General features: G+C 42.5%; 25 protein-coding genes. All 25 read left to right on the top strand.

Features of this window, described 5'->3' with window-relative positions:
* Window positions 1–123: 123 nt before the first annotated feature.
* The gene (pheT, locus tag E5S68_RS04580) at window positions 124–2529 is read left to right on the top strand and encodes a phenylalanine--tRNA ligase subunit beta (RefSeq protein ID WP_135782534.1); all 2406 of its coding nucleotides are present in this window, start codon (window positions 124–126) and stop codon (window positions 2527–2529) included.
* 234 nt (window positions 2530–2763) lie between these two features.
* Window positions 2764–3072: a hypothetical protein gene (locus E5S68_RS10840; protein WP_061455075.1), complete on the top strand. Its 309-nt coding sequence runs from the start codon at window positions 2764–2766 to the stop codon at window positions 3070–3072.
* A 13-nt stretch (window positions 3073–3085) separates the two neighbouring features.
* Window positions 3086–3295, top strand: a complete 210-nt coding sequence (locus E5S68_RS04570; protein WP_003002675.1) for a helix-turn-helix transcriptional regulator — start codon at window positions 3086–3088, stop codon at window positions 3293–3295.
* Between the two features lie 2 nt (window positions 3296–3297).
* Entirely contained in the window at window positions 3298–4071 is a 774-nt protein-coding gene (locus E5S68_RS04565) for a DUF3169 family protein (RefSeq protein ID WP_135782533.1), read from the top strand.
* Window positions 4072–4082: 11 nt separating this feature from the next.
* Window positions 4083–4976, top strand: coding sequence for an ABC transporter ATP-binding protein (locus E5S68_RS04560; protein WP_125335951.1), 894 nt, complete (start codon window positions 4083–4085; stop codon window positions 4974–4976).
* Window positions 4973–6187: an ABC transporter permease gene (locus tag E5S68_RS04555; protein ID WP_135782532.1), complete on the top strand. Its 1215-nt coding sequence runs from the start codon at window positions 4973–4975 to the stop codon at window positions 6185–6187. Before E5S68_RS04560 ends, E5S68_RS04555 begins: the two co-directional genes overlap by 4 nt.
* A 104-nt stretch (window positions 6188–6291) precedes the next feature.
* Window positions 6292–7215 (top strand): aldo/keto reductase, encoded by a 924-nt coding sequence (locus tag E5S68_RS04550; RefSeq protein ID WP_135782531.1) that lies wholly within the window; start codon window positions 6292–6294, stop codon window positions 7213–7215.
* 148 nt (window positions 7216–7363) lie between these two features.
* A complete protein-coding gene (locus E5S68_RS04545) occupies window positions 7364–7939 on the top strand; it encodes a TetR/AcrR family transcriptional regulator (RefSeq protein ID WP_048789192.1) in 576 nt (191 codons plus the stop codon).
* Complete coding sequence (locus tag E5S68_RS04540) at window positions 7936–8616, top strand: ABC transporter ATP-binding protein (protein WP_048789191.1); 681 nt, start codon at window positions 7936–7938, stop codon at window positions 8614–8616. The genes E5S68_RS04545 and E5S68_RS04540 overlap by 4 nt, the downstream gene beginning before the upstream one ends.
* Window positions 8617–8619: 3 nt before the next feature.
* A complete protein-coding gene (locus tag E5S68_RS04535) occupies window positions 8620–9765 on the top strand; it encodes an FtsX-like permease family protein (RefSeq protein ID WP_048789190.1) in 1146 nt (381 codons plus the stop codon).
* Between the two features lie 257 nt (window positions 9766–10022).
* Window positions 10023–11786, top strand: coding sequence for a glycerophosphoryl diester phosphodiesterase membrane domain-containing protein (locus E5S68_RS04525; RefSeq protein ID WP_135782530.1), 1764 nt, complete (start codon window positions 10023–10025; stop codon window positions 11784–11786).
* A gap of 285 nt (window positions 11787–12071) precedes the next feature.
* Entirely contained in the window at window positions 12072–13820 is a 1749-nt protein-coding gene (locus E5S68_RS04520) for an ABC transporter ATP-binding protein (protein ID WP_135782529.1), read from the top strand.
* Window positions 13810–15678, top strand: coding sequence for an ABC transporter ATP-binding protein (locus E5S68_RS04515; protein ID WP_135782528.1), 1869 nt, complete (start codon window positions 13810–13812; stop codon window positions 15676–15678). Before E5S68_RS04520 ends, E5S68_RS04515 begins: the two co-directional genes overlap by 11 nt.
* Window positions 15679–15795: 117 nt before the next feature.
* Window positions 15796–16725: an Rpn family recombination-promoting nuclease/putative transposase gene (locus E5S68_RS04510; protein ID WP_135782527.1), complete on the top strand. Its 930-nt coding sequence runs from the start codon at window positions 15796–15798 to the stop codon at window positions 16723–16725.
* A gap of 284 nt (window positions 16726–17009) precedes the next feature.
* The gene (locus E5S68_RS04505) at window positions 17010–17387 is read left to right on the top strand and encodes a YbgA family protein (protein WP_135782526.1); all 378 of its coding nucleotides are present in this window, start codon (window positions 17010–17012) and stop codon (window positions 17385–17387) included.
* A complete protein-coding gene (locus E5S68_RS04500) occupies window positions 17388–17753 on the top strand; it encodes a TIGR02328 family protein (RefSeq protein WP_135782525.1) in 366 nt (121 codons plus the stop codon).
* A gap of 364 nt (window positions 17754–18117) precedes the next feature.
* Window positions 18118–18405 carry a hypothetical protein gene (locus E5S68_RS04495; protein WP_135782524.1) on the top strand — a complete coding sequence of 96 codons (288 nt, stop codon included), beginning with the start codon at window positions 18118–18120 and terminating at the stop codon, window positions 18403–18405.
* Window positions 18406–18597, top strand: a complete 192-nt coding sequence (locus E5S68_RS04490; RefSeq protein ID WP_135782523.1) for a hypothetical protein — start codon at window positions 18406–18408, stop codon at window positions 18595–18597.
* Between the two features lies 1 nt (window position 18598).
* Window positions 18599–18772, top strand: a complete 174-nt coding sequence (locus tag E5S68_RS10510) for a hypothetical protein (RefSeq protein ID WP_167470829.1) — start codon at window positions 18599–18601, stop codon at window positions 18770–18772.
* The gene (locus E5S68_RS04485; RefSeq protein ID WP_135782522.1) at window positions 18769–19050 is read left to right on the top strand and encodes a hypothetical protein; all 282 of its coding nucleotides are present in this window, start codon (window positions 18769–18771) and stop codon (window positions 19048–19050) included. Before E5S68_RS10510 ends, E5S68_RS04485 begins: the two co-directional genes overlap by 4 nt.
* Before the next feature lie 53 nt (window positions 19051–19103).
* Window positions 19104–19316: a hypothetical protein gene (locus E5S68_RS04480; protein WP_234697717.1), complete on the top strand. Its 213-nt coding sequence runs from the start codon at window positions 19104–19106 to the stop codon at window positions 19314–19316.
* Between the two features lie 50 nt (window positions 19317–19366).
* Entirely contained in the window at window positions 19367–19594 is a 228-nt protein-coding gene (locus E5S68_RS04475) for a 16S rRNA processing protein RimM (protein WP_135782521.1), read from the top strand.
* Between the two features lie 251 nt (window positions 19595–19845).
* Window positions 19846–22839: a type I restriction endonuclease subunit R gene (locus E5S68_RS04470; RefSeq protein WP_135782520.1), complete on the top strand. Its 2994-nt coding sequence runs from the start codon at window positions 19846–19848 to the stop codon at window positions 22837–22839.
* A 138-nt stretch (window positions 22840–22977) separates the two neighbouring features.
* On the top strand, window positions 22978–25557 hold the full coding sequence (locus E5S68_RS04465) for an AbiH family protein (RefSeq protein WP_135782519.1): 2580 nt from the start codon (window positions 22978–22980) through the stop codon (window positions 25555–25557).
* 16 nt (window positions 25558–25573) lie between these two features.
* Window positions 25574–26791, top strand: coding sequence for a restriction endonuclease subunit S (locus E5S68_RS04460; RefSeq protein WP_135782518.1), 1218 nt, complete (start codon window positions 25574–25576; stop codon window positions 26789–26791).
* Window positions 26792–26802 lie beyond the last annotated feature (11 nt).

Below are 26802 nucleotides of genomic sequence, written 5' to 3'. Positions count from 1 at the left end.
GGTTACTAGACCTACCTAAACCAGCCTCGAGCTGGAAAACACAAAATGAAAGGATCAAAACGAGGGTGGATGGAGATCTAGGAAAGATATCTAGATTTCTGCTTAGCCCTTGGTATCTTACATATGTTAGTTAGTTATAAATGGTTAAAAGAATTGGTGGACATTGATGTGCCATCACAAGAGTTGGCTGAAAAAATGTCAACCACAGGGATTGAAGTAGAAGGTGTGGAATCACCCGCTGCTGGTCTCTCAAAAATTGTCGTCGGAGAAGTCCTGTCTTGTGAAGATGTGCCAGAAACACACTTGCATGTCTGCCAAGTCAATGTGGGTGAAGAAGAAGCCCGTCAAATCGTCTGTGGAGCACCAAATGTGCGCGCTGGCATCAAGGTCATGGTAGCTCTTCCAGGTGCTCGCATTGCGGACAACTACAAGATCAAAAAAGGGAAAATCCGTGGCTTAGAGTCACTTGGAATGATCTGTTCCCTTGGTGAGTTGGGCATTTCTGACTCCGTTGTACCGAAGGAATTCGCAGATGGGATTCAAATCTTGCCTCAAGATGCAGTGCCAGGGGATGAAGTCTTCTCTTACCTAGACTTGGATGATGAAATTATCGAACTTTCCATCACCCCTAACCGTGCAGACGCTCTTTCTATGCGTGGAGTTGCACATGAAGTGGCAGCCATCTATGACAAGGCAGTCAACTTTAAGGAATTCAGTTTAACAGAAACAGACCAAGCTGCAGCAGACGCTCTTTCTGTCAGCATTGACACAGACAAGGCACCTTACTATGCGGCTCGTATCTTGGACAATGTGACTATCGCACCAAGTCCACAATGGTTGCAAAATCTTCTCATGAACGAAGGTATCCGTCCGATTAACAATGTGGTTGACGTGACCAACTACATCCTGCTTTACTTTGGTCAACCGATGCATGCCTTTGACTTGGATACCTTTGAAGGAACTGATATCCGTGTGCGTGAAGCGCGTGCGGGTGAAAAATTGGTGACCTTGGACGGGGAAGAGCGTGAGTTGGAAACGAGTGACTTAGTCATTACTGTGGCTGACAAACCAGTAGCCCTTGCAGGTGTCATGGGTGGACAAGCTACAGAAATCTCTGAAAAATCTACTCGTATCGTCCTTGAAGCTGCTGTCTTTAATGGCAAATCTATCCGTAAGACAAGTGGTCGTCTCAACCTTCGTTCTGAATCATCTTCTCGCTTTGAAAAAGGCATCAATGTGGCAACAGTCAATGAAGCCCTTGATGCGGCAGCCAGCATGATTGCTGAACTTGCAGGAGCAACAGTGCGTAAGGGTATCGTTTCAGCAGGTCAGCTTGATACTTCAGATGTAGAAGTTTCTTCAACCCTTGCAGACGTTAACCGTGTCCTTGGGACTGATCTTACTTATGCCGATGTCGAAGATGTCTTCCGTCGCCTTGGTTTTGGCCTTTCTGGAAATGCTGAAAGCTTCACTGTCAGCGTTCCACGTCGCCGCTGGGATATTACTATCGAAGCGGATCTCTTTGAAGAAATTGCTCGTATCTATGGTTATGACCGCTTGCCAACTAGCCTTCCAAAAGACGATGGAACAGCAGGTGAGTTGACTGCGACACAAAAATTGCGTCGTCAAGTTCGGACGATTGCTGAAGGAGCAGGATTGACTGAGATCATTACCTACGCTCTGACAACTCCTGAAAAGGCGGTTGAATTTACGACTGCACCAAGCAACTTAACTGAGCTCATGTGGCCAATGACCGTGGACCGTTCAGTCCTCCGTCAAAATATGGTTTCTGGTATTTTGGATACAGTTGCCTACAACGTAGCGCGTAAGAACAAAGACTTGGCTCTCTACGAGATCGGAAAAGTCTTCGAGCAAACGGGTAATCCAAAAGAAGAATTGCCAAATGAAATCAACAGCTTTGCCTTTGCCTTGACAGGTTTAGTCGCTGAAAAAGACTTCCAAACAGCGGCAACACCAGTTGATTTCTTCTACGCTAAGGGAATCTTGGAAGCCCTCTTTGCTCGCTTGGGTCTTGAAGTGACTTATACAGCAACCTCTGAAATAGCTAGTCTCCATCCAGGACGTACAGCCTTGATTTCACTCGGGGATCAAGTTCTTGGTTTCCTCGGTCAAGTACACCCTGTGACGGCTAAGGCTTATGATATTCCAGAGACTTATGTGGCTGAGCTTAACCTTTCAGCTATTGAAGCAGCCCTTCAACCAGCCGCAGCCTTTGTGGAAATTACGAAGTTCCCTGCGGTCAGCCGTGATATCGCCCTTCTCCTCAAGGCAGAAGTGACTCACCAAGAGGTAGTCGATGCCATCCAAGCTGCAGGCGTGAAACGTTTGACAGATATCAAACTCTTTGACGTCTTCTCAGGTGAAAAACTGGGTATCGGAATGAAGTCCATGGCTTATAGCTTGACCTTCCAAAATCCAGAAGATAGCTTGACCGACGAAGAAGTCGCACGCTACATGGAGAAAATCCAAGCATCACTTGAAGAAAAAGTAGACGCAGAAGTGCGTTAAATCGTAAAAAGATGAAACAGTTGAGAATTTCTCAACTGTTTTTTTCTTACAGGATTTGCAAGTTATAGGCCTTGAAACCCTATTAAAATAGAGAAATTCCTTTAAGTACTCAAAATATCTATGTCAAGCATTCTTCTATTTTTGACAAATATTTTTATTTTTTTGACAAATATACTTGTCAAAAAGAAAAAGAAGTGTTACAATGATTTTAGTTGAAAGAAGGGGAGGTTTCTTATGGGAGCCATATGGATTCTTTTTATCCCTTTTCTGATTATGGTTTATGCGAGCTCAGAAAAGAAGATTAAAAGGTTGAACAAACGCATTAGACGATTAGAAAAACAAGTGAAAGGAAATCAAGACATGTCTAGAATTTTAGAAGAATTAAAAGGCCAAACGGCCACTGTTACAGTGAGTGGTGTTGGATTCGAGTATGAAATTTTGGATATCGACGAAGATTGGGTCAAACTGACTCGTGTGAATAATAAACAACAAAGAGAGACAAAATTAGTTCGCATCGAAGATATTCAAGGTATTCAACTATAAGGGGGCGAAAGCCATGATCTTAAAAAATCGACTGAAAGAGCTGAGGGCGCGTGATGGACTCAACCAATCCGAGCTAGCCAAGCTAGCAGGGGTCTCGCGCCAGTCCATCAGTCTCTTGGAGCGGGGGGAATACACCCCTTCGGTTATCATTGCCATCACCATCGCCCAAATTTTCAAGGAACCGGTGGAGAATGTTTTTAGTCTAGTAGAGGGAGAAGAATAAAAGTGAAAAAGAAGTATAAAGAAAGGTCAGCCCGTTTTCGTTTTTGGAGAAACATGGCCTTGATCCTTTTAGGAATAATCATTGGCTTTTTGACAGGTTATTTTGGTTCAGATCATCCTATTGAAATCCAAAAGCTATTTGATCGAGATATGCTCTATATAGGGTCAATCATTTTATATCTGGTGAGCTTCGGAATTGCGTCTACTTATCTCTTGTCGTCCCGCCAGTCTTATCAAATGATAGAGGAGACAGAAGATGAGGACGAAGCCTACCATTATGAAAGTCAAACGAGAAGGCTTTATGACTTGGCCGCGATTTTCAAAGGCATCATGATTGTTCCCTATCTATTAGTGATTTTCTTTTCTTGCCAAAAACTAGTCTATGAAGAAAAACTAACAGGTGTTTTTGGGAAATACACCATCCCGCTTATTTTCCTTGCTTTGCTCCTTCTTACTTTTGGACTGGAACATCAGTTTAGAAAAACCTTCAAACAGATTTATGGAAAAGCAATCCCACGCAATGCTAGTGGGGCAGAAGTCCGTGAATTAATGATGAGCATGATGGATGAGGCAGAGAAACAAATTTGCTATGAGGAGAACTTCGACATTGTCTTTAAGTTAAGCAATTATGTCTTACCGATTTCCTTAATGGCGATATTCTTAGTGGGCATTACATTCCAGGCAGATATCTTGTTAGCATTAGTAGTTGTATCACTGATTTATATCTATATCTTGGTCTCTCAGTACAAGATTACCAAACGTTACTATAAAGAGTAGAGGAGTTTTCTATGTTAGAAATCAGAAATTTAGAAAAGAGTTTTGGCAAAAAGCAAGTCTTGTTCGGCATTGACTTGACTGCGAAAAAAGGATCCATCTTAGGTTTGATCGGGAAGAACGGAGCAGGGAAGACCACCATCTTCCATAGTATCCTCCGCTTCCTAGAATACAGTGGCGATATCCAATTGGATGGCAAAGCAATCAGTCAAGAAACCTATAAGGAAATTGGTTACCTGCCAGAAGAGCGGAGCCTCATGCCTAAGTTGACCATCTATGAGCAAGTCCGTTACCTTGCCAATCTCAAAGGCATGTCAACAGCTGAGGTAAAGGAGAAACTTCCAATCTGGATGGAAAAACTCCAAGTAAAAGGGAAATTAACCGATAAGATCAAGAGCCTCTCAAAAGGGAATCAGCAAAAGGTGCAATTGATCATTACCATGATTCATGAGCCAAAATTGATCATCCTAGATGAGCCTTTTAGTGGACTGGATCCTGTCAATACAGAAGTCCTCAAGCAGGTCATCTTTGAAGAAAAAGAACGCGGTGCGACCATTATCTTCTCTGACCATGTCATGACCAATGTGGAAGAACTCTGTGATGAGTTGGTCATGATCCGTGATGGATCTGTGATTCTTTCAGGTCCCGTACAAGAAGTTCGTAATAGCTTTGGCAAGACTCGTCTCTTCGTATCCAATGACTTCAGTAAAGAGGAGTTGGAAGACTTGCCTCATGTGACTAAAGTGACTATGACCAAGCAAGGTCTATGGAAGTTGGTATTGGATGATGAGACAGCAGGTCCAGACCTCTTTGACCAGTTGACCAAGGGTCGCTATCTAGCAACCTTTGACCAACAAGCCCCAACCATTGATGAAATCTTTAAATTAGAATCAGGAGTAGAAGTATGAAACAGATGCTGATTGTTATCAAAGAAACTTATTTACGCCAAGTGAAATCATGGAGCTTTTTCCTGATGGTCCTTTCTCCCTTTCTCTTCATTGGATTGACGATCGGAATAAACTATTTCGTTGGCTCTTCTACCTCTGCTAAAAGCAACGTCGCCTTGATTACAGATCAAGCTCCTGTCAAGGAAGGATTGAAAGACACCGATGGCTTGACCTTTGACTATAAGGATGAAGCAGCAGCTAAAAAGGCTATGAAAGAGGAAGAGATCAAAGGTATCCTCACAGTTGAAGAAAAGAATGGCCAGCTAGAGGCTCGCTACCAGAGCGAGGATGCCATGAAGCCAGAGTTCAAATCAATCGTCATGGCAAAATTGAGTCAGGTCCAACAAATGCTCAATGTTTCTAAGGCAGACTTAAGCCAAGAGCAGTTAACAGCCCTTTCTCAACAGGTCTCATTGACTGAAAAAATTGATGAGAAGAAAGAAGGCCTGAAAATGGTGCAGACCATGGTAGCTGGAGGAATCGGTTTTCTTCTCTACATGATTCTGATCTTTTATTCAAGTATCACTGCTCAAGAGGTAGCCAGTGAAAAAGGGACCAAGATTATGGAAGTGGTCTTCTCAAGCATTCGCGCAACTCACTATTTCTATGCTCGTATGATTGGTCTATTCGGGGTGATTTTTACCCATATTGGTATCTATGCAGTAGGTTTGGGAGGCGTTTGGATCTTTAGAGATTCCATTCCGCTTGTGAAAGATATTTTATCACCAGACTCTCCTATTACTCAACATATTGGACAATCCATTTCCTTGAATACCTTCTTCTTTATCATTCTCGGAATCTTCATGTACGTGGTTCTCTCAGCTTTCTTAGGCTCAACAGTTGCTCGTCCTGAAGATACAGGGAAGGCCCTCTCTCCTCTGATGATGTTGGTGATGGTTGGATTCTTTGGAGTGACTACCTTGGGTAGCGCAGGAGATGTCCCACTATTGAAGATTGGATCTTACGTTCCATTCATTTCAACCTTCTTCATGCCATTCCGTACGATCAATGGCTATGCAAGTGGACTTGAATCATGGGGTTCATTCGGAATCGCCTTGGCCTTCACGCTCCTCGGCACTATGATTATTGGAAAAATCTATTCTAGCCTCATCTTACAAACGGATGACCTAGGCTTGGTCAAAACAGTTAAAAAAGCCTTGAGCTATCGCTAAAAGAGACACCTTCAGTAGATGCTGGAGGTGTTTTGACTTTCGAAAATCATTGCTGTTTGATCTTCTTTACATTATAATGAAAGTAGAATGAAAAGGAGGCGGACATGAACTATATTGAGTTTGCTGAAAATGAGCGTCTGTCCACGATTGTCCTTGGGATGATGCGAATCAGTCAGTTGAGTGAAGATGAGGTGGAGGCCTTGGTGGAGGCAGCCTTGTCAATTGGGATCAACACCTTTGACTTAGCAGATATCTATGGCGATGGCCAGTGTGAGGTCCTGCTGGGTAAGGTTCTCAAGCGTCGTCCGGATTTTCGGGACCAGATGTGGATCCAGTCCAAGTGTGGGATTCGCAAGGACGGCTTTACCTATTTTGATTTTTCCAAAGATTATATTTTGGATTCCGTTGATGGCATCCTCGAGCGTCTGCAGATCGAGCGCTTGGATAGCCTCCTCCTTCACCGACCGGATGCCCTCATGGAGCCTGAAGAGGTGGCGGAAGCTTTTGATCAGTTGGAGCAAGCGGGCAAGGTCCGTCATTTTGGGGTGTCCAATCAAAATCCCATGATGATGGAATTGCTTAAGACGGCTGTCAAACAACCTCTCAAGGTCAACCAGCTCCAGTTGAGTGCAGCCTTTACACCGAGCTTTGAAGCTGGTTTTCATGTCAACATGGAAGGCCCAAAAGCAGCTGTGCGAGATGGCAGTGTCTTTGAGTATTGTCGCTTAACTGATACGGTGATTCAAGCTTGGTCTGTCCTCCAGCATGGCTATTTCAAGGGGAATTTTGTCGGCAAAGAAGAATTTGCGGCTCTCAATCATGTCCTTACTGACTTGGCGAAGAAATATCAAGTTACACCGACAGCTATCGCCCTTGCTTGGGTCCTTCGCTATCCGGGTAAGATGCAGGCTGTCATCGGAACGACCAAGCCCCAGCATGTCCTTGAAGCAGGGAAAGCAGCAGAGGTGAATTTGACCCGCAAGGAATGGTACCAAATCTACTTGGCGGCGGGAAATGATTTGCCTTAGAATCTTGTTAGTAAACCAGATTCCACTCTTATCTGTGGACTGGTTTTTTGTTTTGTAGTTTTCAGATTTTTCTTGACAAGTCTTTCTTTTTTATGGTATTCTTTATGCAACAAGTGTTGCGCAACAAATGTTGCGTGAAAGGAGTCTTATGCCACCAAAGGTTAAATTCAGTAAAGAGGCTATCATTGGGATAGCTTTACAATTGGTGAGAGAAGAGGGCATGGCTAGTTTAACTGCTCGAGCATTAGCGGAGAAACTGGGAGCCACACCGAGAGTCATTTTTGGGCAATTTGCTAATATGTCCGAGTTACAAGCAGAGGTTATTGGTGCTGCGGAGATGGTCGTGGTGGAGTATATTCGCAAGGCCTTAGAAGATGAGAAACCTTTTCGATCTGTCGGGGTTGCTTATATCCTTTTCGCCTCAAAAGAACCCCAACTCTTTCAGTTGCTTTTCCAAAATCCTAGCAAAGATACGATTCGTCGCTTTCAAGATTTTCTCCCCATGAAGGATCATAGTTACCAATTGGTTCTGGATTCGATTGTTGCAGACTATCCTTTGACTGTAGAAGAGGCTAGTCGCTTGTACCAGCATCTATTTATCTACTCACACGGGATGGCCTCAATGGTTGCTTCTGGTATTTATCAGTTCAGCATGGAAGAAATGATTGGATTACTGACAGAGGTTTGTCAATCTCTCATCAAAGAAATGGTAGGAAAGAAATGATTCAACTAGAAAATGTGCACAAAAGTTACGGCCAAACCAAGGTTTTAAAGGGGATTGATTTGCAGATTCAGGACCAGGATGATGTGGTTATCCTCGGTCCTTCTGGATCGGGGAAATCAACTCTCTTAAATGTGTTATCAGGCTTAGAAAAGGTTGACGAGGGGCATATCCTCATTCAAGGACAAGATTTATCACAACTCACGGATGCTCAATTGACAACTTTTAGACGTGAGAAGATTGCCTTTATTTTCCAGCAGTATTATCTATTGCCGAATCTGACGGTTAGACAAAATGTAAAGATGGGAGCTGACCTGGCAAACAATCATGACTTTTTGCAGATCATAGAAGATTTGGGACTTGGCGATAAGCTAGACAAGTATCCGAGTGAATTGTCGGGTGGGGAACAGCAGAGAGTCTCCATTGCTCGGGCCTTGGCCAAAAAGCCAGAGATACTCTTCTTAGATGAGCCGACGGGAGCTCTCGATGAAGAAACAGGGCGAAAGATTCTAGACTATATCTGGAAATTGAAGGAAAAGCTGGGCTTTACCCTCATCATGGTGACGCACAACCAAAATATTGCGGATATGGCCAGAACCATCATTCGAGTCAATAGTGGCAAGATTACCGAAGTTGTGACCAATGATCAGCCTCAGACTGCTTATGAGATTGGATGGTAAGCCATGTTTTCAGTAAAAGATATTCGAAAATTAGTTGTCGTCAGCATCATTGGGGCTTGTGCGGTCTTTGTGGCCAATCTCTTCTTGAATTTTTACCTGGATATCGAACAGTTGGAGATTTCGAAAACCAATCCCATGATTCAGACCTATTATGATGCCCAGGTTTCGCTTTCCTGGATGGTGGCCATGGTCAGTGGGGTTGTCTTGTCCTTGACGTCGGTCCTTCTCATGTGTTTTTATATCAAACAATTTGTCGATGACCACAAGGAACAATTAGGAATTTTAAAGGCTTTGGGATACAGCAATGGCCAGTTAGCTAAACGGTTTTGGGTCTTTGGGCTCAGTTTTGGAGCTGGAGCGCTTCTTGGCTATTTCGCTTCTTTTCTTATGATGGGACATTTTTATGACTTTCGTAATGAGAAGGGGATCCTGCCAGAAATCACCATTCATTTTCATTGGCAGCTCCTTCTTGCCTTGGTGATACTGCCAACGAGCTTCTTTATGCTTCTCGCGATTGGTTATGCTAGAAGACAACTACAAACGCCGGCACTCCGCTTATTGAAAAAGTCCCCAATCCCAATCAAGGTCCAAAGGAGAAAGAGGACTCCTAAGAAAGAGAAGGCCTTCCTAAAAGAGCTGTCCTCATCGCTGATTTGGGGGAGAAAATCTATACTGTTTTTTGTAGTCTTTGGCTCTATGTGTTTTGCGGCCATGGTTCAATTGTCCTTTGGCCTCAGGGATTACACAGATGATATCATCCAAACCATGATGATCATGATTGGCTTGATCCTTTCTTTCTCGATACTCTTTTTGTCATTGGGGATTGTGGTCTCTGAAAGTCGCGAAACCTTGGCTCTTATGAAGGCTTTTGGCTACACCGATCGTGAATGCCAAGGTCATATTCTCTCTCCTTATCGTTTTTGGGCTTATTTAGGATTTGTTCTTGGGACAGCTTATCAATATGGCATCATGGAAATTTTGATTGGTGTGATCAAAGATACGGTTCCTGAAAAGATTGAGCATCACTTTGATGGGAATGTGTGCTTTTGGACCTTGATAGGTTTTGCTGTAGTTTACGAAAGCCTCTTTTATCTATCCAACAGAAAACTCCAAAAACAAACGATTAAAGAAGTGCTCTTAGCTGAATAAATAGAAAAGAGAGTGGGACAGAAATCGGTAATTCGTTAGAATTCGATTTCGTCGTCCCACCTCCGCACAGTTGAGTAGGGCTGTAAAAGCTGATGAAATCAGCGTAGTAGAGCCCACTCAACTACTGCGTCTTGCTCGACAATCTAAAGACAATTGAGAGGCCAGGACTTTTGTCCCAGCCTTTTTCTTGTAGAATCATTGACAGGGAGGGGCTTTTCCGCTATTCTAAGGGAATAAAAGAAAGGAAAGGGAATGAGATGAAACGGAGTTATTGGCAGGACCTGAAGGGGGCCTTTTACTTAATCTGGCGTAATAAATGGTCCTTCATCTCTGTGGGGATCCTTTTGCAGTTTGTGGTTGGTATAGGAGCTGCGGCCTTGAGTTGGGTCTTTCAACTGGCCCTCCTCTTATCGGGTGAGTCCAACATTGACAAGAACAATATCCTCACGACCTTGACCAATCCTCTGAGTCTAGTGGCTTTGATTCTCTTTGCCATCGTCTTCGCCTTTCTCTTTATGCTGGAGATGCGGACCATGATCGCCCTGATCTATCTGTCTCGTACGGATCAGCACCTGTCTTTTAAAAAGGTATTTCGCCAGTCTTTTGGTCGCTTAAAGGATTTTAGCGGTTGGAACCTGTTGCATTTTCTCTTTTATATGGTTCTGACTCTGCCCGTAGCGGGTCTCTTCATTGGCTCAACACTGACTGACGGTCTCTATATTCCGAACTTTATCACAGGGGAGTTTAGCAAGACGACTGCTGGGGCCATCGGCCTCTTCATAGTTCAATTGCTTCTGATTTATCTCAATCTACGTCTCATCTATACGGTACCCAATATCGTGATTGAAGAGTTGCCTTTTGGGGCTGCCATGCGTAAGAGTTGGGAGATGACCAAAAAAGGTGGGATTCGCCTTATTTTGCGGATCTTCTCCTTTGAGTTTATCCTTTCTGTTACGGGTATTCTCTTGATCCTTGGCCTGGTCTTTGCATCTAGTCAGCTGGACAAAACGGGCCAGCATATCTGGGTGCAGACTATCTTTTTGGTCTTGATCCGCCTCTATATTTTCCTCTTTTCTGTCATGTCTAAACTGGGAACCTTGGGAATCATCCTGGACAATGGCTGTGAGGCTCCGAGTAGCTCGGTCATCAAGACTCGAGGCTCTCGCAAGATGAAGGGCCTCTTTGTCCTGACCTTTCTTTTCCTCTTGGCTCAGTCAGGGATGGCAGCATTTGATTTAGCGACCTTAGAGGTCAATGATCAGGTAAAAATCGTAGCCCATCGTGGCTATGTGGCTAAGGGGGTAGAGAATTCCCTCGAAGCACTCGAGGCAGCTGCCAAGGAGAAGGCTTCCTATGTCGAGATGGATATCCTCTTGACCAAGGACCATCAATTCGTCGTCATGCATGATTACAATCTCAAACGCTTGGCAGGAGTGGACAAGGATGTCAAAGATATGACCCTGGCTGAGGTGCAGGGATTGAAGATCCAACAGGATGGTCATACCAGTCATATCCCCTCCTTTGAGGAGTTTGTCACCCGGGCCAAGGAGCTGAAGATGCCTCTCTTGGTCGAGCTCAAACCTTACGGTGCAGAACCAGAGAATTACGTAGATCTCTTCGTCCAAAAGATGAAGGAGTTGGGAGTTGAAAAGGACTATCCAACCATGTCCTTGGATCTGTCGGTGATGGAAAAGGTGGAGAAGAAAGCTCCGGAGATTAAGACTGGCTATGTCATTCCGATTCAGTTTGGACAATTTGAAAACACCTCGGTCGACTTCTTTGCGATTGAAGACTTTTCTTATCAGGAGGATTTGGTAACCCAGGCCCATGAGATGAAAAAAGAGCTCTATGTCTGGACCATCAATGACGAAGAAAAGTTAACGGCCTACCTTCAACGGCCGGTAGATGGAATCATCACGGATGAAGTAGCAGAGGCGCAAAGCCTGAAGAAAAACTTGAAGAAGAACAAGACCTACTTTGATCGCTTCTTAAGCTTGGTATCTCTCAGTACCAGTAAATAGAGATACGGTTTAAATAGAACTTTAGCTAACTGGCCTTCAAGATAGCTAAATCGGAATATTCGGTGGAGAGGATGACTAAATGTTTGATTTTTCTCCCATATTGCTCTATACTAAATAGTATGAATAACGAAAGTCGTCCCTACAGTCACGCTGTCAGGGCGCTTTCTGTTTCTCTAACTTTATTGTGCAGGAACGATCCTTTTCAGACCGAAGAGCTGTTTCTTTGTTCGGAAATGGACGTCTTGCTAACGAAAACTGTACTAACTAGTATTTTAGGAGGTATCTATGCTTCAGTCATTGATTGCTGAAATCAAGGAATACAAGAAACCCTCAGTTCTAGCCTCACTCTATATGGTGTTTGAGGTCATGTTTGAGATTTCTATTCCCTTTATCATGGCGACGCTTCTGGACAAGGGGGTTCAGAAGGGGGATATGACCACGGTTCTGACCTATGGTCTCCTCATGTTGGTCTTCGCCTTTCTCTCTCTTTTCTGTGGGATGCAGTCGGCTCGCTACGGGGCTTTTGCATCAGCCGGATTTGCTAAGAATCTACGGAAGGCGATCTTTAAAAAGATCCAAACCTTCTCCTTTGAAAACATCGATAGCTTCTCCTCAGGTGGTCTAGTAACCCGCATGATGACGGATGTGACCAATGTGCAGAACTCCTATCAGATGGTCATCCGGATCTGTGTGCGTGCACCGCTTAACTTGATTTTTGCCATTGTTGCTAGCTATCTGATCAATCCGCAGATGGCCATGATCTTTGTCGGAATCACTCTTTTCTTGGGTCTGGTTTTGGGTGTAATCACTAAGATTGTCTATCCACTCTTTACTAAGGTCTTCGAGGCCTATGATAACTTGAACAATAGCATCCAGGAAAATATCACCAACATGCGCGTGGTCAAGTCCTATGTCAAGGAAGAAGAAGAGACGGTTAAGTTTAAGAAGGCTTCTCGCTTGATCTACAACATGTTCATGAAGGCCATTCGCATCGTGATCTTGAGTAGTCCAGCCATGATGCTGTCCTTGTATGCTTCCTTTATCTTGATCTCTTGGATCGGTGCCCAACTCATCGTGGCTGGAAGCTTTACGACAGGTGAGCTGACCTCTATGTTTGCCTATGTCATGACCATCCTCATGTCTCTCATGATGTTTATGATGATCTTCGTCATGCTCTCGATCTCTATGGCATCTGTGGAGCGGATCAATGAAGTCCTTGGGACAGAGTCAACCATCGTCTCTCCTGAAAATGGTCTGACAGAAGTAGCAGATGGATCTATTACCTTCGACCATGTGAACTTCGCCTACACAGACGAAAATGGCGACAAGGCCCATGTCTTGTCCGATATCAACCTCAGCATTCGCTCGGGTGAAGTGATCGGAATCCTTGGGGGGACTGGTTCTGGTAAGTCTAGTCTAGTCCAGCTCATCCCTCGTCTCTATGATGTAGAGTCTGGTAGTGTCAAGGTAGCTGGTCAGGATGTGCGAAACTATGATCTAGACTATTTGCGCAAGCAAGTTGCCATGGTGCTTCAGACCAATGTCCTTTTCTCTGGTACCATCAAGGAAAATATGCGCTGGGGAAATAAGAACGCGACGGATGAAGAAATCATAGAAGTTTGTAAGATCGCTCAAGCGGATGAATTTATCCAGAACTTTAAGGATGGCTATGATACCATGATCGAACGTGGTGGGGCCAATGTCTCAGGTGGTCAGCGCCAACGTCTCTGTATCGCCCGCGCTCTCTTGATGAATCCGAAGATCTTGATCTTGGATGATTCGACCTCAGCTGTCGATACCAAAACGGATAGTCTGATCCGTCAAGGTCTAGCGACTAGTCTCAAGGACACGACCAAGATCATCATTGGGCAACGGATCTCTTCTATCCAAGATGCAGATCGGATCGTGGTCATGAATGATGGGAAGATCGATGCGATCGGTAGTCACCAAGAACTGATCGAGAGCAATGCCATCTACCGTGAAGTCTATGACATGCAAACCCAAGGGAAAGGAGGACAAGCAGATGAAGAATAAGAAAAAAGCTAGCTGGGACTCTCTCGTACGCTTGCTAGACTATATGTGGAAACAGTATAAGTTCGTCCTTCTTTTAGCAGCTGCCCTCATCGTAACAGCCTCCCTCTCCACGGTCTATATCACGTCCTCTATCCGGGCCTTGGTGGACCAATACATCCAACCCATGTTGGATTCAGGAAGCAAGGATTTTGGACCCCTCTTAACTTTCTTATCGACACTGGCTGTGATTGGAGTGGTGGGAGTTTTGGCCAACTATGGTTTCTCCCTCATTATGTCGACAGTGTCTCAGGATACCCTGCGCTCTCTACGAAACCAGCTCTTTGCCCGCATGCAAAAGCTCCCTGTCAAGTACTTTGATACCCACCAGCACGGGGATATCATGTCAATCTACACCAATGATATTGACGCTCTTCGCCAAGCAATCGAGCAGTCTATCCCTCAGCTCTTGCAGTCTGCCATCACCATCATCGGTGTAGCCGTCAGCATGATCATGATCAGCCCTCTCCTTTTCCTTCTCGTTCTTTCGATGGTCGGAGTCATGGCCTATGTCATCAAGGAAATCTCTGGTAAGTCTGGTCGCTATTTCGCTGACCAACAAAAGAACCTAGGGATTGAAAATGGCTTTATCGAAGAGATGATGTCTGGTCAAAAGGTGGTCAAGGCCTTCGTGCATGAAGAAGAGAGCATTGAAGCCTTTGAGCGGATCAATGACCAACTCTTTGAATCTTCTTATCAGGCCAACCGCTATGCCAATGTCTTGATGCCTGTCTTGGGGAACCTGGGAAATGTCTCCTTCGTCTTGACCTCACTGGTCGGAGGGATCTTCGCCTTGAATGGCATTAGTGGGCTCACCATTGGTGGCCTCATGGCCTTTCTCCAGCTCAACCGTTCCTTCAACGGACCAATCACCCAAGTATCGCAACAGTTGAACTTTGTCCTCATGGCTCTGGCTGGGGGAGATCGGATTTTCGATCTCTTGGATGAAGAAGTCGAAGTGGATGAGGGAAAAGTCACCTTGGTCAACTATGAAGAGGTCGATGGTCGCATGATCATCACTGATAAGAAGACCAACCTCTGGGCTTGGAAACACCCTCGGGAAAACGGCGACTACGAACTGGTCAAACTGGTCGGAAATGTCGTCTTTACCAATGTAGACTTCTCCTACAATGAGAAGAACCAAATCCTCTACGATATCAACCTCTATGCGGACAAGGGGCAAAAAGTGGCCTTTGTCGGCGCGACAGGAGCAGGAAAGACCACCATTACCAACTTGATCAACCGTTTCTACGATATCCAATCAGGATCTATCACCTATGATGGGATCGATGTGAAGCTGATCGAGAAGGCTTCACTCCGTCGCTCGCTAGGGATCGTCTTGCAGGATACCCATCTCTTCACTGGAACCATCGCAGAAAATATCGCCTATGGTCGATCAGATGCGACCCGGGAGGAAATTCTGGAAGCAGCCCGCATTGCCAATGTAGACTCCTTCGTCAAACATTTGGACCAAGGCTACGATACCGTCTTGAGCGATGATGGAGCCGGTCTATCCAACGGTCAACGTCAGCTGATCGCCATTGCGCGTGCTGCCTTGGCCAATGCGCCGGTCTTGATCCTTGATGAAGCAACTTCCTCGATCGATTCACGGACAGAGAAGATGGTCCAAGAGGGGATGGATCGCCTGATGGCAGGACGGACTGTCTTTGTCATCGCCCACCGTCTCTCAACCATCGTCAACTCGGACGTGATCATGGTCATGGACAAGGGACGCATCATCGAGCGAGGCAACCACGCTTCCTTGATGGCAGAACGCGGGACTTATCACCGCCTCTACACCGGTGGCCTAGAAATTGATTAACAAAAAAGTCTGAGCGTTGGCTCAGGCTTTTTTTCGTGGGAGCGAATCTTTTTACGAATGATATAAGTGAGGGAGGAGTTGGTTCTCCCTTATTAAGAATGTAAAAGGAGGAAAAAGATGCGCAAACGCCATCCCCATATTTCACCTACTCTGGATCTGATTGCGAAGAAAATTTTTAGTCTTCCAGATGTCACTGCAAAATTTATCCAAGAGGTCCTGGACTTATCCATCCGCTCGGTAGAAATCTTAGAAGGCAATCAAATCCATGAACAAGGTTTCCTAGGAGATTTCCCATTTGAAACTTCTGTAGATGTGCGGGCCAAATTGGATACAGGCCTAGAAGTCATTATTGAGATTCAAGTCATGAAGCAGGAGTATTTTGTCAATCGTTTTTATTATTATCTGGCCAACCAGTTGATTGAAAATGTCCGAAAGAAACGGAAGAAAGGCAAAACTCATCAGATGTACGAGGATCTGGTTCCAGTCTATGGGATTGCGATTTTGGAGAAAAGTATTTTCCCTGATGAGGCTTCTCCTGTAAATGTTTATGAAGTGCGTCATGCCATCCATGGTGGTCCCTTACTGTCCAATAGCAAGGGGAATCAGCGTCATAATCTATTGCGACTTGCCTTTTTAGAATTGGACAAGTATAATGAAAGTAGAGGGACGCAAGTGAGTGATCCATTGCAACAGTGGCTAGAATTCTTCGGGAATCATCCTTTTAGCCATCAACCTGATCAGGTGATCGAACAAGCAGAGTCACTCTTAATCCCATCCAATTGGACCAAGGAGGAAAAAGACATGATAGATGAACGCATCCGCCTCAGAGAAAACTGGAATATGTGTATGGAAACCTTGCTCAAAGAAACCAAGGAAGAAGCTGGCAAGATTGCATTAGAACAAGGTTTAGAACAAGGAAGAATGCAGGGGTTAGAACAAGGACGGGAAGAAGCTACCCTTCGTATCGCCCAAGAGCTCTTGGCCAATGGCTTTAGCACTGAGGATGTCCAACAGTATACCTATTTAAGTGAAGAGCAGATAGAATAGTTAAAAGCCTCCCTTTGATAGATAGAGAGGAGAGAAAGAGGCTAGGACAAAAGTCCTAGCCTCTCAATTGTCTTCGGATTATCGAGCAAGACGCAGTGGTTGAGTGGGCTCTACTACGCTGATTTCATCAGCTTTTACAGCCCTACTCAACTGTGCGGAGGTGGGACGACGAAATCGAATTCTAACGAATTATCGATTTCTGTCCCACTCTCTTTTTATGACTTAACTCATTTCCATGGTATAATGGGAGGACTATTTATAGAGAAGATCAAAAGGAGACAAGAGTGGATCAAAAACATCACTGTCAAGTCCTATGGGCGAAAAATAAATACCTGGTGCTCAGTCGTTCCAGTAATCTCTACAAGGAAATCCGGGAATACCTCAAGCAAGACCAGGTAGAGGTCAGCCACGTCGAAGGCTTGATCCAGCAAGCGCTAGCCCTGCCGGAAAATCGTGGCCAGGTCTCCAATGCCTTTCAGCATATCTGGGGCTATTTCAAAAAGCAGGCGACTCCTGAGGAAAAGGCGGACTTTATGTTGCTACTTGAGAAGTACCAGCATGGCCAAGCTAGCCAAGAGGATCTGATCAAGGGGATCCAAACCCTCCTTGAGCGCTACCCGAATCGCTACTTACAAGACTCGACGCTACTAGGAGGTCAATAGATGAGACTCTGGCACCAAGACTTGATTCCCAAACTCCCTCGTCCCCAGCTCCTGGGCCAACACCGGGAATGCTGCGCCCTTCGAGGCAATGGCTGGGGCAAGAAGCACGCGACGGTCAACTATGTCTTTGACTGCTCGCCCTATCGTCTCTATGCCTATCACCGCCTGATCATGGAGGAGATGACCGCTCGTGGCTACAAGGTCAGCCCAGAGTGGTGGGAGTCGACCTACCGTGGCAAGACCTGCCCAGCCTATCCAGAACTAGAAGAGGAATCTTTGAGTACCCCCATCTATCCCGAGCACCAGGCTACTTACCTCCAAGAATGCCTAGACAACCTAGCAGAAAAAGGGATCCATTTAGATTAAGAAAAACGAACCAGACCAGGTTCTTTTTTTGCGCGAAAAACCAACAAAATGTTGTAATTTTTTTTAACTGTAACAGGCTATGAAGCTTTGAAACTAAGCACTTTAGGACTCTATCCTAGAGTGCTTTATTCTTTTTACTACCTTTTTAGTTACCTATGACTGATTTTTTATAAATTGCTAATAGTTATCTAAAAGCTGAGATGCCGCTGTATTTTGCTAAAAACTATAGAGAGGGCGCTTTGTTAGCATAGGAATAGTCCTACGCTTCATTTTTGTTTCTTTAAAAAAATGAAGCACTTGTTAGGGTATATTGTACTTTAGTAAGTTAGGTATGCTATAATGCTTTTATTAGGAGGGTGGGGCGATGAGATGCAGTCAACAAGTATTAGACATGCTACAGCAAGCAGTCACTGGCCAGATTGATAATTTTTGGGACTTTTCCTTTAAGTTTAACGCTCTTTTGGGAGAAAATGAGGAGTTTGCCGAGGCTTGGTATAATGAAAACCCTGAAATGTTTGACGCTCTCAATGACTTTGAGCTGATGATGTTCTTAGAGGAACATGACCCAAGAGATAAGCAAGGATTTATCAATTTCCTAACACCTTACTGCGAACGAGCAAAGCAATTAGCCAATATTGAAAGGGATATTTAAATGAAGCTCTGGGAATTTAACCGTACAGATGTAGTTATTACTCTAAAAAATGGTGTGATAGTTAGAGGGTTTGTAGAGGACTATTGTGACGCCTTAGACAATGCAGAAGAGATGGACTCGTTGCTTGTAGATGTTAACGGTACTCTTTATGAATATTTTGAGGATGAAATTCTTAGTATCACAGAGGTTTAACATGAATTTATCAGAGGCTTTTTCTCAAATTGACTCAATGGGGTTGAGTTCTCCAAAGTTTAACCTATCTGAGATGACAGATGAAGAGCTATCACATTTGAGGTTTACTACGTTCTCAAAAGAAGATGAAGAGGATATCATGGCTGAACTCAAGAAAAGAGGTCTAGTGTTATGAAATACGGTCAACAAGTCTTAAATATGCTAAAAAGAGGAGTAGATGGTGATGTTGATGATTACTATGACTTTTTTCTTGAACTCACTGCCAAATTAGGCGAAGATGAGGCTTTTGCTGATGGATTGATAGCAGAGAATGAGCCCCTTTTTGACCTTATCAATGACGAACCAATGTATTTTTTCTATGTTGAAGAAGATACAGAAAATAGAGAATTGTGTAGGAAATTTCTTGAACCATACTACAACAAAGCAAAACAGTTAGTAAAACATAGCGCTTAGTACATTCTAGGCGTTTTCACCTGCAAAAAACACTTTGGGAAAGGAGACCGTAAATGAGTAAACAACTTTGGGACTACCTACGATCAAAAGTTCAGGTGGTAACTAGTGACGGTAAAGTTATAAAAGGCTTTGTCACAGATTTTATTGACGAAATGGACAATGATGAGCAACTATCCTCATTGACAATCCTAGCCCTGATGAACCAACTGAGATTTCTCTCTTTGAGAGTGAAATTATCTCAATTAAAGCAATCTAGTAGCGCTTAGAACAATCTAGGTGCTTTCACCTATCAAATCACTATGGGAAAGGATTTTTTATGGCGATATTAGATGATTTACAAGCGTTATATGATAACGGCTGGGACGCCTCTTTTGATTATAATGGTCAAGCTTGTGGGATTTTTCCTAATTCTGTTCATGATTTTGTAGTGGTTATTGGAGATAAGGAATATCAGGTATCATCATTAAATGAACTGATTTCTTTAAAAATTGGCGATAATACTTTAATAAATATTATGGATGGAATTGAAGTGCAGTATTATTAAAATAAAAAGCACCTATGACAGGTGCAATTTACTTGCTTACTGAACTCATCGATTTAATCCCTTTTAGTTACCCTTTGTATTTTATCTGCTTATTTATAAGCAATAAAATTTGGTAGAAACAGGAAAAGAAACAGAGCAGGCTTAGGCCTGTTTTTTTGCGCGAAAAACCAACAAAATGCTTTGAAAGCGTTAATTTCTTTCCCAAACATGCTATAATAATAGGAGATTATGTAGAGGAAAAGGATAGACGGATGAAGGCAGTAGCAACTCCAGAACTTGAGATTGAAAGACAGTTGATCCAGCAGTTGACATCAGGGGAGAGTCAGTGGACCTATCGTGAGGATCTCAAGAACGAAGACCAGTTATGGGATAATTTTTTTGACAAGCTCGCGCAAAACAATGTCGCCTTGCTGGCAGACCACCCCTTGACCGACCAGGAAAAGCGCCAAATCAAGAACCAGCTCAACTTTGTCAGCTATTATGAAGCAGCCAAGTGGCTTGCGGGTGAAAATGGTATCGCCAAGGTTGAAGTCCAACGTGAGGATGCCAGTCTAGGGACCATCCGTCTGGCGGTCATCTGGCGGGACAATATCGCAGCTGGTAAGTCGAGCTATGAAGTGGTCAACCAAGTCGAACGCGACAAGGCCTATCCGCTAGACCAGGATCGAAGGCTCGATACGACCCTTATGATCAATGGCCTGCCCCTCATCCATATCGAACTCAAGAGTCCACGAGTGGCCTTTCTAGATGCCTTTCACCAGATAAAAAAGTACGACCGTGAAGGCAAGTTCCGGGGCATTTACTCCAGTTTGCAGATGTTTGTCGTGACCAATAAGGTTGACACACGCTATATCGCTGCGGCCCGTGAAAGCAAGCTAAATAAGCAATTTCTGACCAAGTGGGTGGACAAGGGCAACCAGCCCATGATCGATCTCAATAGCTTTGCTCATGAGGTCCTCTCCATCCCCCGGGCCCACCAGATGGTCATGCAGTACTCGGTCATCGACGATAGCAAGAAAGCCCTCATCCTCCTGCGTCCCTACCAGATCCATGCCATCGAGGCCGTGCAGGAAGCCTCCCGCCGTCAAGAGTCAGGCTATATCTGGCATACGACCGGTTCAGGTAAGACCCTGACCTCTTACAAGGTAGCACGCAATCTCTTGCAGATTCCAGCCATCCAAAAGACCATCTTTGTCGTCGACCGCAGAGACCTGGACCAGCAGACGACCTCGTCCTTCCTCTCTTATGCGGCCAATGATGTCATCGACATCGACGAGACGGACAATACCCATGAGCTGGTCAAGCGCCTAGGGGGCAATGACAAGCGCGTGGTGGTCACGACCATCCAGAAAATCACAACCATGATGCGCAAGTTCGAAGAAGGGAAGTACCAGCGGGATGCTGGGAAGATCAAGGATTTGCGCGTGGCCTTTGTCGTGGATGAGTGCCATCGGGCGGTTACGCCACAGACACAAAAGGAGATCAAGGCCTACTTCAAGAACTCTCTCTGGTACGGCTTTACAGGGACTCCGATCTTCAAGGAAAACAAACGCAAACAAGTGGGAGACCTGGCTCAGACCACCCACCAACAGTATGGCGATCGCCTACATGAATACACTGTCAAGGAAGCCATCCATGATGGAGCGGTTCTAGGCTTTAAGGTCGACTACCGCAATACCATCATCTCAGATCTCCTAGAAGAAGAAATCCCAGACCAGGCCTATGAGGAAAAGGAGCACATGCTAGAAGTCCTAGATGCCATCCTCAATAAGAGCCAGCAACAGCTCAATATCCCTAAAGGGGTCGGAAAGAGCAATGAGGGTATCTTGACGGTCAAGTCTATCCCACGAGCACAGGCTTACTATAATCTGCTCAAGAGCATTCTCGCTGGCAAGGAGCGGGTCAAGGTCTCTGAGCGGGTCAAACGTTATTTGCCAGATTTTCCAAAGTTTACCATCACCTACTCAGTATCTGAAAATGAGGAAGAATCTATCGGCTACCAAGACCACATGAAGCAGGTCATGGAGGACTACAACCAAGAGTTTGGTACGCATTTTAGCATAGCGGATCTGCGGGGCTTTAATAGCGATATCAACAATCGCCTGGCCAGAAAGCAGGACAAGTACCTCTACCGCAATGAGCAGTTGGACCTGGTCATCGTGGTCGACCGTCTCTTGACAGGCTTTGATGCACCTTGTCTTTCTACGCTTTTTATCGATCGCAAGCCTATGCGCCCACAGGACTTGATCCAGGCCTTCAGCCGGACCAATCGGATCTTTGATGACAAGAAGCACTTTGGTCATATCATCACCTTCCAGCGCCCTCAAGCCTTTAAGGAAGCTGTCGACAATGCCCTCAAGCTCTACTCCAATGGAGGAGAAAATGAGGTCCTAGCACCAAGCTGGGAAGAAGAGAAGCGCAACTTCTTAAAAGCCTGGGCAGAGTTTAAAGGCCAAGTCACAGACTTGGAAGAAGAAGGAGTCGCCCTCGAGCAGGTCCCAACAGCGCAGCTCCGCAAGGTTGCTAAAGCCTATCAGGTCTTTGACAAGTACCAAGCTTCTATCCGCGTCTACTCAGAGTACGATAAGGAAGAGATCTATCGGGAAACAGGTCTTAGCGACAGACAGCTTGAAGCCTATCTAGGCTTCTATCAAAATATCCTGGCGGAGATCAAGAGCAGGGATCCAGAAGTGGACAGCCAAGATGAGCTGGATATCCACTATGAGCTGGAGTCTGTCCAAGTCGATGAGATCAACTATGCCTATATCCTGATGCTGATCCAGAGTATGATCCAGCAGGAGGAAAATGACGAGCAAAGCCTGAGTGACAAGGATATCGCAACTGTGGATAGCTATATCGAGAGACTGAATCGGACCAATCCAAGCCTAGCAGAGATCATCCAAAATCTCTGGACCCAAGTCCAAGAAGAGCCCGAACGCTACCGAGGACAATCCATCACCGGAGTCTTGGACCAGATGATCGAATCCATCATCGATAGCCATATCGTAAGCTTTGCCAAACGCTGGTATATCGGAGCTGACGAGCTGCGCTACTATATCCAACACTACCGCAAAGGCGCCAAAAAACAAGCTGGCGAAAGCCAACTGACCAAGAGCCAACGCTACAAAGACTACAAGGCAGAAGTAGCAGACGCCCTCAACCCACTCAGCTACAAAAAACAAATCAAAGAAGCCTATACCCAACTGATCGAAGAGGTGATTGAACCACTGAGAGTGGGGAGGTAGAGTTTTAAAACTGTAGTTAGATAATTGTTTAGATTTTTCATTTAAAATAATAATAATCTGAACTTAAATAAATATCATAATTTAGACAAATTTATTTATTAGTGTAATTAAGAACTAAATAGAGAGGTATTCATATAAATGTCTGAGGATATTATTGAAAATAAATTAGTACACTCTGATGTAATCAATGCTAATTCAAGCAATCCTAAAATGATTATAGTAGGAAACGGATTTGATATCAGTGTAGGGATAAAAAGTTCGTATAATAATTTTGTAGACCACTTGAGGGTTGAAGAGAAACTTGAAACAAATGAAGATATTTATAATTTTAATAAATTATTTTTACAAAAATTTGATGGGAAATCATTAAATTGGAACGATTTAGAGTCAATTTTTGAAAATCATATTAAAGAGATTAATGAGATAACTTACAATAGTGACGATGAAATCAGGAGTATATATAGTGTTACTGAAATAAATGCGTATCTTAAAGAGTTAGAAGATTTATTTTCGTCCTATTTGTCTGAATTTTACGAGAAATGGCATAATTCATACAGAGTTCAAAGAAATAATAAAAGCAGTTTGGTAGTTAATGAGGTTTATAAAAATATATTTAAAGATGCTGATGTAATTAACTTTAATTATACAAGTACTTTATATGATTTAAACCTAGTTCAAACTGGGAGTGTTAGTAATCAAAAATACTTTCAAGTACACGGATCTTTAATTGAGAAGAATATTATTTTTGGAGGTGGATTCACTGGGAATGAAGAGTACAGTGGGTTTAATGTTCCGGGTTCTATGGACAATGACAAACTGATTCGAATAAAAAAAGATACTTATTTATTTGAAAAACGCACCCAATTGATAGAGAAAATAAAGAAATATAAGAGAAATTCAGTTGATACCTATATTATAGGTCACTCTATTTATGGAAGTGATTTACCATTCTTGTCAAAAATATTTGAAAAATCAAATAGAATTTATTTGTTTTATTTTGGTAATGATTATCTAATCAAATTACAGAAGATTAATAAAATTTTGAATAACGATATCTTAGAAAAAATAGTTTTAGTACCATTCTATGATATTTTGGTCAAAGACAGTAAGAAAAATTTAGAATTTGGAGGCAATAATACTACTTCAATTCAGCTGGACAATAATGATATTGAATTATTGAAAAGAATGTTCAATGTATCTTTGCCGATAATATATCCTTTTGACAAATTCATACTGACTAATAAACTTTTTATATTCAATCAGTTTCAATATTTAAAAATATCGAGTATTATAGAGTGCGAATCTTTAAAAAAGATTTTAAGTTTTTTAGATATAAAAGAAACATACAATGAAAAACTTCATGTAATAATTGATGGAGTCGGAGCAAAATCTGATGATAGGTTGCTTTTGGATGAGTTGTTTGATATGAAAGAGTTTATTGAATGTATAAAAAATAGTGAATCTATTGAAATTACAAACTCATCGTTAAGTATTGAGAAACTAAAAAATTTAATTTCAAGTACTGAAAAATGTAGAAAAATAAAAATTAGTAATTGTGCAATTTATTGTGAAGGTGTTGAAAACGTTGAGATTGATATCAGTCAGCTTCAGAATATTGAATATTTTGAAATGTGTAAAAACAATATCAGTGAGGAACATATAGTAAATATCATTGCTTCTAAAAATATAATTAGTAACACTTTGAAAAAAATAATAATTCGTGAAAATGAAAATATTAAGATAGATTATTCTTTGCTAAATTTTGTTAGTAATAGTCGCTATATTGAATTGGATTATCCAGAAAATAGTGAGTTTGGTTACGATATTTACTTTCCCAATGTGTCAACATTCATTCTTGATGCTCAGGAAGTAGATGTGGATCCAATTATCACTGGAATTATTCTGTCTCCAAAAATTAGAAGTTTAAAATTGCTTGGTGTATCTTTGTCAGAGAAAACAAATGAAATAAAAGGAGAGACAGATACTTATAGATTTTCTTCGTTATTTAAGTTTGATGATAATAATCAAACAGATAAAACCCAATATTTGTCCAATCTGACTGAAATAGAAATATCAGTTTTTGATGGTAGTCAAAAATTAATATTTGATGTTGTTCCTAATCTTAGATATATTACATATAATGGCGAAGAGATGTCACTGTTAAATATGTGGGTTGAAGCACAAAATATACAACAAGAAGCAAATGATAAAAAGCGTGAGGAGATTAGAAATATAGAAAATAAGAAAGACAAAGACTCGACAGATACTTTAGGATTTACTTATATAAATAATCATAAGATAAGTAGGGGAGAAGAAAGTATTGAAGATAATCGAGAAAATACTAATATTAAAAAAATGTCTTTTGAAACAAAAGATGATGTCTTTGATGCAATTTTAAAGTATATTTCTGAAAATAAATTAAAACACTCCGAAAATGTAGATGAAGCAAATTATGTTGAGGCAAAAAACATTGAAAAAGAAATCAATGAATTTGCTAAAACATGGGCAGTTGATAGCCAAGCGTTGACTTTTTATGTACTAAATTTTGATGTTGAAAATAAAAATGAAAAACAATTTGGAGAAACGGCTCTAAAAGACACAGCAAATTATGAAGAGTATCCTCTCAAGAATAACAAAATTAAATTGATCTATAAACAAGAACTTAATACTGCAATAAGGAAATTTGCGACTACTCTACATAAAAAATATAGTTTGTGAATGGAGAGAAAAATAAATGGAAGAGAAAATCTTACCTATTTTAAGATTTGATAATTTTAACGATTATTGGCGGACGTCTTCGTTATTATCTCAAGTAGAAGTAAGAAGAGGTCTGACCTATAACCCAAACGATGTAAGAAGTAAGGGAGCACGGGTTTTAAGAAGCTCGAACATAGTAGATGATTCCTTCGTGATATCAGATGATGATGTGTTTGTAAGTAAAGACGTGATAAATATTCCCCGAGTAAGCAATGGAGATATTTTAGTAACTGCAGCTAATGGATCCACTAAGCTAGTCGGAAAACATGCAATTATAAAAAATTTACCAGATGATGAGATAGTTGTCCATGGTGGTTTTATGTTATTGTTTAAAACTGAGCAGAATTACTTCGTAAATGCTTGGATGAGTTCAAATGAGTATAAACGAGTGTTACAATTTGTACAAGGGGGAAATGGTGCGATTGGAAACTTATCTAGTGTAATATTGAAAAGTATGAAAATGAGCGTTCCATCTTTCTCTGAACAATCTGCCATTGGCTCCCTCTTCAGCACTTTCGATGACCTTCTGGCGAGATACAAGGATAATCTCACTAACTACCAATCACTCAAGGAGACCATGCTTGCCAAAATGTTTCCCAAAGCTGGACAGACTGTTCCCGAAATTCGTTTAGATGGATTTGAAGGTGAGTGGAAAGAAAGGACATTAGGCAGTTTGGGTTCTGTTGCTATGAATAAACGTATTTTTAAAAATGAAACTAGTGTAAATGGTGATATTCCTTTCTATAAAATTGGAACATTTGGAGGAACTGCTGATGCTTTTATATCTAAAGAAAAATTCAAAGAGTATAAAGAAAAATATCCTTATCCTGAAATAGGCGATATCCTTATATCTGCATCTGGCAGTATTGGTAGAACTGTTGTATACAACGGTGAAGCTGCCTATTATCAAGATTCAAATATAGTATGGTTAAAGCATGATCAGCAATTAGATAATTCATATTTGAAACAATATTATGGAATAATAAAATGGTCTGGAATTGAGGGAACAACAATAAAACGACTATACAATAAGAATATATTAGAAACGAATATCTTTTTACCTCCGAATGTAGCTGAGCAACAAGCCATCGGTGCCTATTTCTCAAACCTAGATAACCTCATCAATTCTCACCAAGAAAAAATTTCTCAGTTAGAAACACTGAAAAAGAAACTTTTGAAAGATATGTTTGTTTAAGATTGGAGAGA

Source organism: Streptococcus rubneri, from assembly GCF_004785935.1.
In the GTDB taxonomy this organism is placed as follows: domain Bacteria; phylum Bacillota; class Bacilli; order Lactobacillales; family Streptococcaceae; genus Streptococcus; species Streptococcus rubneri.
This window is presented reverse-complemented; position numbering and strand designations above follow the sequence as displayed.

What these genes read in the sequence shown, in the direction of transcription:
- E5S68_RS04520 (WP_135782529.1), top strand. Translation starts at nt 12,072, where the DNA reads ATGCTTCAGTCATTGATTGCTGAAATCAAGGAATACAAGAAACCCTCA.
- E5S68_RS04540 (WP_048789191.1), top strand. Translation starts at nt 7,936, where the DNA reads ATGATTCAACTAGAAAATGTGCACAAAAGTTACGGCCAAACCAAGGTT.
- pheT (WP_135782534.1), top strand. Translation starts at nt 124, where the DNA reads ATGTTAGTTAGTTATAAATGGTTAAAAGAATTGGTGGACATTGATGTG.
- E5S68_RS10510 (WP_167470829.1), top strand. Translation starts at nt 18,599, where the DNA reads ATGAATTTATCAGAGGCTTTTTCTCAAATTGACTCAATGGGGTTGAGT.
- E5S68_RS04550 (WP_135782531.1), top strand. Translation starts at nt 6,292, where the DNA reads ATGAACTATATTGAGTTTGCTGAAAATGAGCGTCTGTCCACGATTGTC.
- E5S68_RS04570 (WP_003002675.1), top strand. Translation starts at nt 3,086, where the DNA reads ATGATCTTAAAAAATCGACTGAAAGAGCTGAGGGCGCGTGATGGACTC.
- E5S68_RS04465 (WP_135782519.1), top strand. Translation starts at nt 22,978, where the DNA reads ATGTCTGAGGATATTATTGAAAATAAATTAGTACACTCTGATGTAATC.
- E5S68_RS04475 (WP_135782521.1), top strand. Translation starts at nt 19,367, where the DNA reads ATGGCGATATTAGATGATTTACAAGCGTTATATGATAACGGCTGGGAC.
- E5S68_RS04535 (WP_048789190.1), top strand. Translation starts at nt 8,620, where the DNA reads ATGTTTTCAGTAAAAGATATTCGAAAATTAGTTGTCGTCAGCATCATT.
- E5S68_RS04460 (WP_135782518.1), top strand. Translation starts at nt 25,574, where the DNA reads ATGGAAGAGAAAATCTTACCTATTTTAAGATTTGATAATTTTAACGAT.
- E5S68_RS04560 (WP_125335951.1), top strand. Translation starts at nt 4,083, where the DNA reads ATGTTAGAAATCAGAAATTTAGAAAAGAGTTTTGGCAAAAAGCAAGTC.
- E5S68_RS04500 (WP_135782525.1), top strand. Translation starts at nt 17,388, where the DNA reads ATGAGACTCTGGCACCAAGACTTGATTCCCAAACTCCCTCGTCCCCAG.
- E5S68_RS04510 (WP_135782527.1), top strand. Translation starts at nt 15,796, where the DNA reads ATGCGCAAACGCCATCCCCATATTTCACCTACTCTGGATCTGATTGCG.
- E5S68_RS04545 (WP_048789192.1), top strand. Translation starts at nt 7,364, where the DNA reads ATGCCACCAAAGGTTAAATTCAGTAAAGAGGCTATCATTGGGATAGCT.
- E5S68_RS04555 (WP_135782532.1), top strand. Translation starts at nt 4,973, where the DNA reads ATGAAACAGATGCTGATTGTTATCAAAGAAACTTATTTACGCCAAGTG.
- E5S68_RS04495 (WP_135782524.1), top strand. Translation starts at nt 18,118, where the DNA reads ATGAGATGCAGTCAACAAGTATTAGACATGCTACAGCAAGCAGTCACT.
- E5S68_RS04515 (WP_135782528.1), top strand. Translation starts at nt 13,810, where the DNA reads ATGAAGAATAAGAAAAAAGCTAGCTGGGACTCTCTCGTACGCTTGCTA.
- E5S68_RS04470 (WP_135782520.1), top strand. Translation starts at nt 19,846, where the DNA reads ATGAAGGCAGTAGCAACTCCAGAACTTGAGATTGAAAGACAGTTGATC.
- E5S68_RS04485 (WP_135782522.1), top strand. Translation starts at nt 18,769, where the DNA reads ATGAAATACGGTCAACAAGTCTTAAATATGCTAAAAAGAGGAGTAGAT.
- E5S68_RS04490 (WP_135782523.1), top strand. Translation starts at nt 18,406, where the DNA reads ATGAAGCTCTGGGAATTTAACCGTACAGATGTAGTTATTACTCTAAAA.
- E5S68_RS04525 (WP_135782530.1), top strand. Translation starts at nt 10,023, where the DNA reads ATGAAACGGAGTTATTGGCAGGACCTGAAGGGGGCCTTTTACTTAATC.
- E5S68_RS04480 (WP_234697717.1), top strand. Translation starts at nt 19,104, where the DNA reads ATGAGTAAACAACTTTGGGACTACCTACGATCAAAAGTTCAGGTGGTA.
- E5S68_RS10840 (WP_061455075.1), top strand. Translation starts at nt 2,764, where the DNA reads ATGGGAGCCATATGGATTCTTTTTATCCCTTTTCTGATTATGGTTTAT.